The sequence below is a fragment of the Actinomyces sp. oral taxon 849 str. F0330 genome (genome assembly GCF_000239715.1).
Lineage (GTDB): Bacteria > Actinomycetota > Actinomycetes > Actinomycetales > Actinomycetaceae > Actinomyces > Actinomyces johnsonii.
Genome location: NZ_JH470355.1, coordinates 60,949 through 72,756, shown reverse-complemented (window position 1 = coordinate 72,756; position 11,808 = coordinate 60,949). Strand labels below are relative to the sequence as shown.

General features: G+C 71.2%; 9 protein-coding genes. 5 read left to right on the top strand and 4 right to left on the bottom strand.

Annotation, left to right across the window (positions count from 1 at the left end):
• Positions 1-608: class I SAM-dependent methyltransferase (locus HMPREF0975_RS10595; RefSeq protein WP_009234169.1), on the top strand; the 608-nt coding region annotated here is incomplete at its 5' end.
• A gap of 59 nt (positions 609-667) precedes the next feature.
• On the opposite strand, the gene HMPREF0975_RS10590 is transcribed toward HMPREF0975_RS10595, so the two are convergent.
• The 3 genes from HMPREF0975_RS10590 to HMPREF0975_RS10580 are packed head-to-tail and all read right to left on the bottom strand — an operon-like array spanning position 668 to position 4,157.
• The gene (locus HMPREF0975_RS10590; RefSeq protein ID WP_009234168.1) at positions 668-1,423 is read right to left on the bottom strand and encodes a succinate dehydrogenase/fumarate reductase iron-sulfur subunit; all 756 of its coding nucleotides are present in this window, start codon (positions 1,421-1,423) and stop codon (positions 668-670) included.
• Positions 1,420-3,381, bottom strand: a complete 1,962-nt coding sequence (locus HMPREF0975_RS10585) for a fumarate reductase/succinate dehydrogenase flavoprotein subunit (RefSeq protein ID WP_009234167.1) — start codon at positions 3,379-3,381, stop codon at positions 1,420-1,422. Before HMPREF0975_RS10585 ends, HMPREF0975_RS10590 begins: the two co-directional genes overlap by 4 nt.
• A complete protein-coding gene (locus HMPREF0975_RS10580) occupies positions 3,378-4,157 on the bottom strand; it encodes a succinate dehydrogenase cytochrome b subunit (protein ID WP_009234166.1) in 780 nt (259 codons plus the stop codon). The genes HMPREF0975_RS10585 and HMPREF0975_RS10580 overlap by 4 nt, the downstream gene beginning before the upstream one ends.
• 227 nt (positions 4,158-4,384) lie before the next feature.
• Here HMPREF0975_RS10580 and HMPREF0975_RS10575 point away from each other — a divergent pair, with 227 nt between their 5' ends.
• The 3 genes from HMPREF0975_RS10575 to HMPREF0975_RS10565 all read left to right on the top strand — a co-directional run bounded on the left by HMPREF0975_RS10575 (position 4,385) and on the right by HMPREF0975_RS10565 (position 9,875).
• Positions 4,385-6,142, top strand: a complete 1,758-nt coding sequence (locus tag HMPREF0975_RS10575; protein ID WP_009234165.1) for an ABC transporter substrate-binding protein — start codon at positions 4,385-4,387, stop codon at positions 6,140-6,142.
• Positions 6,143-6,285: 143 nt separating this feature from the next.
• A complete protein-coding gene (locus tag HMPREF0975_RS10570) occupies positions 6,286-7,281 on the top strand; it encodes an ABC transporter permease (RefSeq protein WP_009234164.1) in 996 nt (331 codons plus the stop codon).
• The gene (locus HMPREF0975_RS10565) at positions 7,278-9,875 is read left to right on the top strand and encodes an ABC transporter ATP-binding protein/permease (RefSeq protein ID WP_009234163.1); all 2,598 of its coding nucleotides are present in this window, start codon (positions 7,278-7,280) and stop codon (positions 9,873-9,875) included. The genes HMPREF0975_RS10570 and HMPREF0975_RS10565 overlap by 4 nt, the downstream gene beginning before the upstream one ends.
• A gap of 60 nt (positions 9,876-9,935) precedes the next feature.
• Here the strand turns inward: HMPREF0975_RS10565 and dapD are convergent, their stop codons facing one another.
• Positions 9,936-10,919: a 2,3,4,5-tetrahydropyridine-2,6-dicarboxylate N-succinyltransferase gene (dapD, locus tag HMPREF0975_RS10560; protein ID WP_009234162.1), complete on the bottom strand. Its 984-nt coding sequence runs from the start codon at positions 10,917-10,919 to the stop codon at positions 9,936-9,938.
• Positions 10,920-10,980: 61 nt separating this feature from the next.
• Between dapD and HMPREF0975_RS10555 the strand changes: the two genes are divergently transcribed.
• A complete protein-coding gene (locus HMPREF0975_RS10555; RefSeq protein ID WP_009234161.1) occupies positions 10,981-11,715 on the top strand; it encodes a histidine phosphatase family protein in 735 nt (244 codons plus the stop codon).
• Positions 11,716-11,808 lie beyond the last annotated feature (93 nt).

The following is an 11,808-nucleotide window of genomic DNA, read 5'->3' as shown; positions in this document are numbered from 1 at the left end:
CCGAGATCATCAAGGACCGCCCCGCCTCCTACACGGCCATCGACCGCGACCCCGACGCCGCCCGGCGCGTGGCCGCCGTCGTCGGGGACCTCGGCACCGTCCGCCAGGGTGAGGCCGCCGACACCGGCCTGGACGACGCCAGTGCCGACGTCGTCGTCGGCGAGGCCATGCTCACCATGCAGGGGGACAAGGGCAAGGCCGCCATCGTCGCCGAGGCCGCCCGCGTCCTGCGCCCGGGCGGGCGCTACGCCATCCACGAGCTCGGCGTCATCCCCGACGACATCGACGAGGAGTACTACACCGAGCTGCGCCGCGACCTGGCCCGCTCCATCCACGTCAACGCCCGCCCTATGACGGCCGCCGCCTGGAAGGAGCTCATGGAGGACGCCGGGCTCGTCGTCGACTGGGTCGACACCGCCCCCATGGCCCTGCTCAAGGTCGGGCGCAACATCCGTGACGAGGGGCTGGGCGGCTTCCTGCGGATCGCGCGCAACGTCGCCGCGGACAAGGAGCTGCGCGGGCGCGTTCAGGAGATGGCCCGCACCTTCAAGCGCTACGAGAAGGACATGGTCGGCATCGCCCTCGTCGCCCACAAGCCCGAGTCCTGATCCCCGCTCTTCCTGCGAGCTCCGGGAGCCGGTCGTCGGCCCTGGTGGCATGGGTGGCGTCAGTCGTCGCGGGTGGCGCCGCGCAGACCGGCGCGCAGCACCTCCCGGTTGAGCAACGCGATCGCCTCGATCGGGATCCCCGCCGGGCACGCCGGCACGCACTCGCCGTACTCCGAGCACGGCCCGAAGAGCTCATCGAGCTCCCGAGTCATTGCCCGGGCTCGGCGTCCCCGCTCGATGCGCCCGGCCGGCATGAGCGACAGGTGCGCCAGCTTCGCCCCTGCGAAGAGCGCCGCCGCCCCGTTCGGGCATGCCGCCACGCAGGCCCCGCAGCCGATGCAGGCGGCGAAGTCCAGCGCCCGCTCGGCCTGCAGATGCCCCTGGGCGACGTCGTCGGCGTCCGGGGCGGTCCCCGCGGCCACGTCCACGGTTCCGCCCACCCGGATGAGCTCGTCGAGCGCCGTGCGATCCACCGCCAGGTCCCGGATGACCGGGAAGGCCGCCGACCTCCACGGCTCCAACCGGAAGTGCGTCACCCCCGGGAAGGCCCGCAGGTGCTGACGGCAGGCCGGCGTCGTGTCCATCGGCCCGTGCGGCACCCCGTTGACGAGGAAGCCGCAGGCCCCGCACACCCCCTCCCGGCAGTCCGACTCGAAGACCACCGGCTCGCCACCGGCCTCGATGATCTGGTCGTTGAGGCGGTCGAGCAGCTCGAGCAGACTCATCTGCGGCTCGGCGTCCTCCACCACGTGGCTCTCGAAGAAGCCCCGCGCCCGCGGCCCGTCCTGCCGCCAGATCTCCAGCTCGATCCTCATCGGTAGTCCCTCACTTGCATGGGTACCAGCGAGAAGCTCAGTGGCTCCGTGCGGCGCGTGTGCCCGCCGTCGGGCCCCGTCTGCCAGGCCGAGACGGAGCACCAGGTCTCGTCATTGCGCTGGGTCTCGCCGCCCTGGGTCGCGTACTCCTCGCGGAAGTGGGCGCCGGCGGACTCGCGCCGGTCCAGGGCGTCGAGGATCATGACCTCCGCCAGCTCCAGGAAGTCGGCGACCCGTAGCGCCTTCTCCAGCTCCTGGTTGAGGCGCGCCTGGCCGCCGACCACCTTGACATCGGCCCAGAACTCCTCGCGCAGGGCGCGCACCTCCTCCAGGGCGCGCAGCAGCCCCGCCTCGGAGCGGCTGACCCCGCAGCCGGCGTAGAGGACCTCACCCAGACGGCGGTGGAACCACACGGGGCGGTGGGTCCCGCCCACCGCCATGAGCGCCTCAATGCGCTTGCGGGTGTCGGTCACGGCCTGAAGCGCCTCCGGCGCGTCGGGGCTCAGGGGCTTGCTGCCCACCAGCCCGGCCAGGTAGTTCGGCACCGCCAGCGGAAGCACGAACCATCCGTCCACGCTGGCGCTCAGCAGCGAGTTCGCTCCCAGGCGGTTGGCGCCGTGGTAGTTGTTCGAGGCCTCCCCGCCCACGAACAGCCCCGGGATGGTGGACATCTGGTCGAAGTCCACCCACAGCCCGCCCATGGTGAAGTGGGCGCCCGGGGCGATGCGCATGGGAACCTCGTAGGGGTCCTCCCCGGTGGCGTCGAGGTACATCTCGAACAGGTTGCCGTAGCGCGAGGCGATGGTCTCCTTGCCCAGTCGCTCCAGGGCGTCGCGGAAGTCGAGGTAGACCGAGTTGCGCAGCGGCCCGACGCCGCGGCCGGACTCGATCTGCTCGCGGGCGTTGCGCGAGGCGACGTCGCGCGGGGTGAGGTTGCCGAAGGCCGGGTACTTGCGCTCCAAGTAGTAGTCGCGCTCGTCCTCGGGGATGTCGTTCGGGGGCCGCTCATCCCCGGGGCGCACGGGCACCCAGATGCGCCCGTCGTTGCGCAGGGACTCGCTCATGAGCGTGGTCTTGGACTGCCAGTGGGAGCTCACGGGCAGGGCCGTGGGGTGGAACTGCACCATGCAGGCGGAGGCGAAGGCCGCCCCGCGCCGGTGGGCGCGCCAGGTGGCGGTGGCGTTGGAGGCCATGGCCAGGGTCGAGTAGTGGTAGACGCTGCCGTAGCCGCCGGTGGCCAGCACGACGGCGTGAGCGGTGTGGGCCCGCACCTCGCCGGAGAGCAGGTCCCGGGCGACGATGCCCTTAGCACGGGAGTCGGCCACGATGAGGTCGAGCATCTCGGTGCGGGTGTGCATGTGGACGCTCCCGGCGGCGATCTGCTCCTGGAGCGCCTGGGCACAGGCGATCTCCAACTGCTGACCGGTCTGTCCGCGCGTGTAGTAGGTGCGCGAGACCTGCACCCCGCCGAAGGAGCGGGTGGCGAGCTGGCCGCCGTACTCACGGGCGAAGGGCGCACCGATCGCCTCCATGTGGTCGATGACCCGGCCGGACTCCAGCCCCAGGCGCACGACGTCGGCCTCCCGCCCCCGGTAGTCCCCGCCCTTGACGGTGTCCTTGACGAAGCGCGTCAGCGAGTCGCCGTCGACCTTGCGGGCCCGGGCGGCGTTGATCCCGCCCTGCGCGGCCACCGAGTGGGCGCGGCGCGGGGCGTCGTGCAGGCTGAAGCACTCCACCCGGTAGCCCAGGCGCCCCAAGGCTGCGGCTGCCCCGGCACCGGCCAGGCCGGCGCCCACCACGATGACGGTCAGCTTGCGGCGGTTGGCGGGATTGACCAGGCGGTACTCGTCGCGCCGACGCTCCCAGGCCTGCTCGGGCGGGCAGTCCGGCAGATGCGCATCAAGATCCTCGCCGATGTCGTACAGGCCACCGACGGCCCGCGGTGCGCTCGTGCTCATCCGATCACCCCCGTGCAGATGAGGACGGGCAACAGGCCGTTGACGACCGCGATGGTCAGGGCCACGGCCAGGGCGACGGCGCGACACACCTTTCGCAGCCTGGGGCCGGTGCCGCCCAGGTCGATGACCACGTTCCACAGGCCCTGCGCCAGATGGAGGGAGAGCGCCAGCATGACCAGGCTGTAGAAGACCGCCATGCCGGGGCGCGACAGGCTCGCCACGAGGTTGTGGTAGGCGCTGACCTGCAGCTCGCCGTTCGACGTCGTCGGTGCCTGGAAGCTCTCAGGGGCGATGAGACAGCCGATGGTCAGGTCGAGAATGTGGATGAGGACGAAGACCCCGATGAGGGCGCCGGTCACCAGCATGGAGCGGGCGCCGATGGTGCGGGCGGGCAGGGCCCGGCGCCGGAAGGCTCCGCGAGCGCCCCTCGCACGTCGCCACAGCGCGATCCCCGCCGCGATGTGCGCCGCGATGCAGGCCCCCAGGGCCAAGCGCATCGCCCACAGGAGTCCCTCGTGCGGCAGGAGCGGGTAGGCGACCTGCCGCAGCCAGGCGGCGTAGCCGTTGAACGCCTCTGGTCCTGCGAGAACTTTGAGATTGCCGACCATATGGACCACGACGAACAGGGCCATGATCGTGCCGGTGATCGCCATCGTCGCCTTGAGGACGCGCTGCGATGCCCACACAGGGACGCGGCGCCTGCGCCGGGGCGGCAGTGCGTCACCAACGGGCTGAGCAGCCTCGGGGGTGCGGACGGCCGTGGACGTTGCAGCCATCTGGTCTCCCCTCCTTTGCGCAGAACAACCCATGACTATGATAACGAACACCTTGATACTGGCATAGAGTGTGAACACTATGTTTCATAGGGTCGGCCCGAAGACGGGCCTGTCGCGCTCGCGGCGCTCCCGCGGGCGCGGCGGCCCCCGCCTCCGTTATCAAGGCGAACCGGCCGCGCGATAACCTCGCCCAGGAAGTATGAGCTCCATGGACGAAAGGACCAGCCGTGCCCGTTGAGGTCTCACCGGTCTTACCGGGCGCGCCGGTCTCACTGGTCTCGCCAGTCTCGCCGCGCACCTCCGGCCCCTCCCGCCGTCAGGTCCTGACTGGAGGCGCCACAGGTGCCCTCGCCGTCCTCCTGGCCGCCTCCGGCTGCTCCAGAAAAGCCGACGGTCCGCGCCTGCTGACAATCCCGCGAGAGGACACGGGCACCTTCATCCGCAACTTCAACCCCTTCACCACCAACAGCGCCCCCATGACCGGGCAGGCCATCTACGAGCCCCTCCTCATCGTCAACCCCCTCAGCGGCGAGGTCACCCCCTGGCTCGCCGACTCCTGGGCGATGTCCGACGGCGCCACCGCCCTCACCTTCTACCTGCGCCCCGGCGTCACCTGGTCCGACGGCAGACCGCTGGTGGCCAAGGACGTGGTCACCACCTTCGCCGTCCACCGCGCCGTCACCGGCGGCTACGACTACCTCGATTCCGTGACCGTCAACAACGCCACCGCAGTCACCCTCACCTTCACCCGCCCCTACTCCGTCGCCCTGCAGGAGCTCGGCAGCCAGCTCATCGCCCCCGACCACGTGTGGTCCGCCATCTCCGAACCGGCCGAGTACCCCAACCCCGAACCCATCGCCACCGGCCCCTTCACCCGGGTCGCCAACTTCCAGGCCCAGTCCTTCGACCTCATGCCCAACCCCACCTACTGGGGCAACAACCGCCAGGACGACGCCGGCGCCTCCAGCACCGGCCGCACCGCCGACCAAGACTCGCTCCCCGGCATCCGCATGCTGGCCTTCGCCGGCAACGACAGCGCCAATCTGGCCGCCGTCAGCGGCGACGTCGACTGGGCGCCGCAGTATATGGCCGACATCCAGACCGCCTACATCGACAAGGACCCCGCCCACCGCCATTACTGGTTCCCCGGAGCCGACTCCACCATCCAGTGGACCCTCAACACCACCAAGGCCCCCTACAACGACCCCGCTTTCCGTAAGGCCCTCAGCCAGGCCATCGACCGCAAGACCATCTGCGCCACCGGCATGTCCGGCTACGCCCAGCCCGCCGACCCCACCGGTTTGAGCGAGAGCTTCCAGACATGGAAGGACCCGGCCGTGGCCGCCGCGCCCCTGTGCACCTACGACAAGGCCGCTGCCACCGCTGCCCTTGACGCCGCCGGCTACGTCCTCGGGGCGGACTCCAAGCGCCTGGGCCTGGACGGCAAGCCGCTCACCCTGACGATCCAGGTGGGCTCGACGTCGTCGGACTGGCTCAGCGTCGCCCGGATCATCGTCCAGAACCTCGCCGACATCGGCATCAGCGCCACCGTCGACTCACCTGACTGGACCGAGGTCACCGCCGCACTGGAGACCGGAACCTTCGAGACCGCCGTGTGCTGGTCCTCCCTGGGCGCCACCCCGTACACCTACTACGAGGCGACCATGAGCACCCAGAAGGTCAAGCCCATCGGCACCCACGCCCTGGAGAATTACCACCGCTTCGGCGACGAGCAGGCCACCGCCCTGCTCAGCCGGTTCGCCGCCGCCACCGATCAGGCCGGCCAGATCGAGATCTGCCGCCAGATCCAGCAGCGCTACGCCGACCAGCTGCCCGTCATCCCCCTGTTCCCCGGTCCCGTCTGGGGCGCCTACACCGACGAGAACTTCACCGGCTGGCCCAACCGGGACAACCCCTACGCCTCACTGAGCACCCGCGCCGCCACCACCGTCCTGGTCCTCAACGCCCTCAGGCCCCGCGGCTGAGCCGCCCCGCCGGCGGCCGCCCCACGCCGTGGGGCTCGCGAGGCTACCGGCCACCCGGCCGGAACGGGGACACTATCCCGGGCGGCGGATCGAGTCGCCCACAGCAGCTTGCCGCTCGATGCTCGGGAAGGAGGCGCGCGCCGGTGGCCTACATCCTCAAGCGCCTGGGCTACTACCTCCTGGCCTTCTGGGCCTCGGTCACCCTCAACTTCCTCCTGCCCCGGCTCATGCCCGGCGACCCCGTCTCACGCATGTTCGCCCGCTCCGGCGCCCGCCTCACCGAGACGCAGGCCCTCCAGCTGCGCCGGCTGTTTGGGCTCGATGACGCACCCCTGTGGCAGCAGTACCTCCGCTACCTCAAGTCCATCCTCACCGGGGACCTGGGCGTATCCATCTCCCGCTTCCCGGCACCGGTCAGCGAGGTGATCGGCAGCCAGATCGGCTGGACCGTCCTGCTGGGCGGTGTCGCCCTGGTCATCGCGGCCGGCGTCGGCAGCCTGTTGGGAATCCTGGCTGCATGGCGGCGCGGGGGAGTGGTCGACTCGATCTTCGTGCCCCTCCTGGTCTTCCTCGGCTCCTTCCCCTACTTCTGGCTGGCCATGGGCTCCCTCTACCTTCTCGGGATGGGCCTGGGCTGGTTCCCGCTGCGCCACGCCTACACCGCCGGGACCGTCGTGGACTGGTCCAGCCCCGCCTTCCTGGCCGACGTCGCACAGCACCTCGCACTGCCGGCCCTCACCATCGTGGCGGTCTCCCTGGGCGGCTGGGCCCTGGGGATGCGCAACACGATGATCGCCACAGCCTCCCAGGACTACATCCTCCTGGCCGAGGCCAAGGGGCTCACGCGCCCGCGGATCATGCTGCGCTACGCCGCCCGCAACGCCATGCTGCCCACGGTGACCAGCATCGGCATGTCGCTGGGCTTCATCGTCGGCGGCTCGATACTCACCGAGGTCGTCTTCGCCTACCCCGGCATCGGCTACCAGCTCTTCAGCGCCGTGGGCGCCCTGGACTACCCGCTCATGCAGGGAATCTTCCTGACCATCACCGCCGCCGTCCTGGCCGCGAACCTCCTGGTGGACCTCGTCTACGTCCGCCTCGATCCCCGCGTGCGCGCCGGCGGGCAGGGGGAGTCATGAGCCCGGCCCGCCGGTACCTCCAGCAGCGCACCCGACGGCGCGCTCAACGGTGCGGCAGCCCCTTGACCGGCCTGCTCGCCTCCCTGACCCGCTCCCGCCGGGCCCGGACTGGGGTGGTGGTTCTGGCCCCGCTCATCATCGCCGCGCTCCTGGCGCCCGTCATCAGCCCCGGCGATCCCGCCCGCATCACGGGTGCCCCGGCCGCTGCCCCGAGCCCGGCCCACTGGTTCGGCGTGACGCCGAAGGGTCAGGACGTGCTCGCCATGACCCTGTGGGGCGCCCGTTCCTCGCTGGCCGTGGGCCTGGGTGCCGGCGTGCTGGCGACGCTCGTGGCCCTCGTCGTCGCCCTGGCCTCCGCCCACCTGGGAAGAACGGTCGACGGCCTGCTGTCCGTGGCCACCAACGTCTTCCTCCTGCTGCCGGGTCTACCGCTGCTCGTCGTCCTGGCCGCCTACATGCCGCCGGGGTGGGGCAGTACCCTCATCGTCCTCGTCGTCACCGGCTGGGCCGGGGCCGCCCGCGTCCTGCGCTCCCAGGCCATGAGCCTGCGCGGCACGGACTTCGTGGAGGCCGCCGTCGTCAGCGGGGAACGGCCGGTGCGAATCATGGCGGGCGAGATGCTGCCCAACATGGCCTCGGTCGTCATGTCCACGCTGCTGGGCTGCGTCAACTCCGCCATCGGTGCCCAGGCCGGGCTCGAGTTCCTGGGACTCGGCCGTTCCGACTCCGTGTCCTGGGGCACCAACCTCTACTGGGCCGCCACCGACGGCGCGCTCATGACCGGCCGCTGGTGGACCTTCGTGCCCTCGGGCCTCGCCATCGCGCTGGTCGCCTACGCCCTGGCCCTCATCAACGCCGGCGTCGACGAGGCCACCAATCCCGGCCTGCGCCGCGCGGCCTCTGGGGCGCCTGGTAGGCAGCGGCCCCCAACTCCAGCTGCCGAGCCGGACAGTGGTAACCGGGCCGTCCCTGAACCTGTCCTACGTATCGAGGACCTGAGCGTCGAGTACGACGCCGGTGATCGTCCCGGCGGAGGTGGCCGCGTCATCGGCGTCGACCGGTTCAGCCTCGCCGTCGGACGGGATGAGGTGATGGGCCTGGCCGGTTCCTCCGGCTGCGGCAAGACCACGGTCGCGGCCGCGATCATGCGACTGCTGGGCCCCGCGGCGCGTATCACCTCCGGCCGTGTCCTGGTGGGCGGGCGCAATGTCCTGGCCCTGGAGGCGGGCGAGCTGCGCCGCCTGCGCTGGCGGGAGATCGCCATCGTCCCCCAGGCCGCTATGAACGCCCTCAACCCCGTCATGACGATCGGCGAGCAGATCGCCGACGTCCTGACCACCCACGATGGCCTACGACGGCGCACCGCCCGCGAGCGCGCCGCCGAGCTGCTGGAGTCCGTCGGCATCTCGTCCGACCGCCTGCGCGCCTATCCCCATCAGCTCTCTGGTGGGCAGCGCCAGCGCGTCGTCATCGCCATGGCCCTGGCCCTCAGGCCCCGCCTGCTCGTCCTGGATGAGCCGACCACGGCCCTCGACGTCGTCGTCCAGCGGGAGATCATGGAACTGGTGCTTGATCTCAAGGCCCGCCTGAGCTTCTCCGTCCTGCTCATCACTCACGACCTGTTCCTCATGGCCGGGGTGTGTGACCGCATCGGAGTCATGGAGGCGGGCCGCCTCGTGGAGGAGGGGCCGGCTCGCCGCATCCTCACCTCACCCGCCCACCCGGCCACGCAGGCTCTTGTGTCGGGGCTGCCGCTCCGTCCCGGCCGCAGGAAGAAGACGCTGGCTGAGCCGATTCTTGAGGTCGAGGGACTGCGCAAAGACTTTCCCGTCGGCGGGCTGCTCTCGCGGCGCACTATCCGTGCCCTGGACGGCGTCGACCTGACCCTGCACCGCGGAGAGATCCTGGCCCTGGTGGGGCGGACCGGCTCGGGCAAGTCGACCCTCGCCCGCGTCATCGCGCGTCTGGAGACCCCCACCGCCGGGCGCCTCCTCCTGGAGGGGCGCGACGTCCTGGCCGAGGAACCGCGCCGCGCCTCCCGCAGCTACCGCAGACGGGTCCAAATGGTCTTCCAGGACCCCTTTGCCTCCCTCAACCCGGCCCACACCGTCGGGCATGCGCTGGGGCGGGCCCTCGCCGTGCACCGGGGCGCCGTTGATCGGGCCGACATCGCAGCCGAGGCGGCCGAGCTGCTGGACGCCGTCGGCCTGGAGCCTGAGCTCCTGGGGGCGCGTCCCCACGAGCTCTCCGGTGGACAGCGCCAGCGCGTGGCCATCGCCAGGGCCCTGGCCTGCGAGCCTGAGGTGCTAGTAGCCGATGAACCCACCTCGATGCTGGACGCCCCGCTGCGCGCCGGCGTCCTCGACCTGCTACTACGGCTGCGCCGGGAGCGGGGCCTGTCCATCCTCTACATCACCCATGACCTGGCCTCGGCCCGCTACCTTGCCGACACCACGGTGGTGCTCCAGGCCGGCCGCCTCGTGGAGACCGGCCCCACGGCCGAGCTCATGGAGCACCCCGTCCACCCCTGCACCCGGCTCCTCCTGAGCGCGATTCCGGTCTGGAGTGCATCGCGGTGTCATCCTGATGATTAAGTGGAGGGAGTCGCCAGGAGCAGCGTCGACCAGAAGCAGGAGGGGGACCGGCTCAGTGGCTCACTGGTTGGCTTGCAGCGGCGAGGTCAGCTCGATGCCCTTGCCGCCGCGGGCCAGCGCCTCGACGGCACCGGACTGGGAGTTGCGGCGGAACAGGACGTTGGAGGCGCCGGCCAATTCGCGAGCCGAGACCACGCGCGGCTCCTTGAACAGACCGTGGCTGCCGGGCACCACGCCGCCCTGCGGCATGAGGGAGACTTTCGTCCCGGCCGTCAGGTACAGCCCAGCCTCGACGACGCAATCGTCACCCAGCGGGATCCCCAGCCCCGAGTTCGCGCCCAGCAGGCAGCGCTCGCCCAGGGCCACGCGCTGGCGGCCGCCGCCCGAGAGCATGCCCATGGTGGAGGCGCCGCCGCCGACGTCGGAGCCGTCACCGATGATGACGCCCTGGGAGATGCGGCCCTCGACCATGGAGCGGCCCAGCGTCCCGGCGTTGTAGTTGACGAAGCCGGCGTGCATGACCGTGGTGCCCTCGGACAGGTAGGCGCCCAGGCGCACGTTCGAGGCATTGCCGATGCGCACGCCCGAGGGCAGGACGTAGTCGGTCATGCGGGGGAACTTGTCCACCGAGTGGACCTGCACCGGGCGCCCCAGAGCGGCGCGCAGGCGGGTGCGGGTGGTCTCGAAGTCCTCGGCGCGGCAGGGGCCAGCGGAGGTCCACACCACGTTGGGCAGGCGGGAAAAGATCCCATCCAGGTTGACGGTGTTGGGCTTGGCCAGGCGGTGGGACAGAGCGTGCAGGCGCAGGTAGGCGCCGGCCACCGTCTGGGGGGCGTCGTCGAGATCGGCCCAGGTGCGCACCACTGTGGTGTGCACGCCGCGGGCCTCGTCGCGGCGCTCCATGGCGCTCAGGGTCGACAGGAGGTTGGCATGGCCGTCCTCGGGCTCATCGCCGAGAACCGGGCGGGGGTACCACACGTCAAGGGTGTTGCCGTCGTCGGTTACGGTCGCCAGACCGAGACCCCAGGCACTGCGAGTCGTCATGGGGAACACCCTACGGGACCCGGTGGCTGACCGAGGTGGACGGGCGTGCGAGAATCACCGCATGGCGCGCACGACGATCCACCTCATGCGGCACGGCGAGGTGCACAACCCCGAGGGCATCCTCTACGGCCGCCTGCCCGGCTACCACCTGTCGACCCTGGGCCACCAGATGACCCAACAGGTCGCCGATGTCCTGTCCGCCTCCGGGCACGACATCACCCGGGTCATCACCTCGCCCCTGGAGCGGGCCCGCGAGTCCGGAGCGCCCACGGCCGCGGCCTTCGGCCTGACGCCGACGACGGACGCCCGGCTCATCGAGGCGGGCAACAGCTTCGAGGGCGTGGCCGTCAACCGCAACCGTTGGATCCTGGCCCACCCCGCCAACTGGAGCAGCTACGTCAACCCGCTGCGCCCCTCCTGGGGCGAGCCCTACCGCGAGATCGTCGAACGCATGCGCGGCGCCGTCGTCTCCGCGCTGGGCATCGCCGAGGGCCACGAGGCTCTTCTCGTCTCCCATCAGCTGCCCGTCTGGTCGCTGCGCCTCTTCCTGGAAGGACGCTCCCTGGCCCATGACCCGCGCCGGCGCCAGTGCGCCCTGGCCTCCCTGACCTCGCTGACCTTCGAGGACCGCACCCTGGTGGGGCTGGCCTACTGGGAGCCGGCCGGAGACCTGCTGCGCCAGGCCCGCGATATGGTGCCCGGCACCTCCGCCGCCCGGGCCGCCACCGGCCGGCCCCTCCACACCGACAGCGACAACAGCGACAACAGTGCCAACAGCACCGAGGCGGCGCGGTGACCCAGCAGCCGCCCTCGCGCCCTGTCGGCGGCCAGGTCGTGCGCACCGGCAACCGGTCTGCCGCATCCGGCGAGGTGACGCGCACCGGGGCCC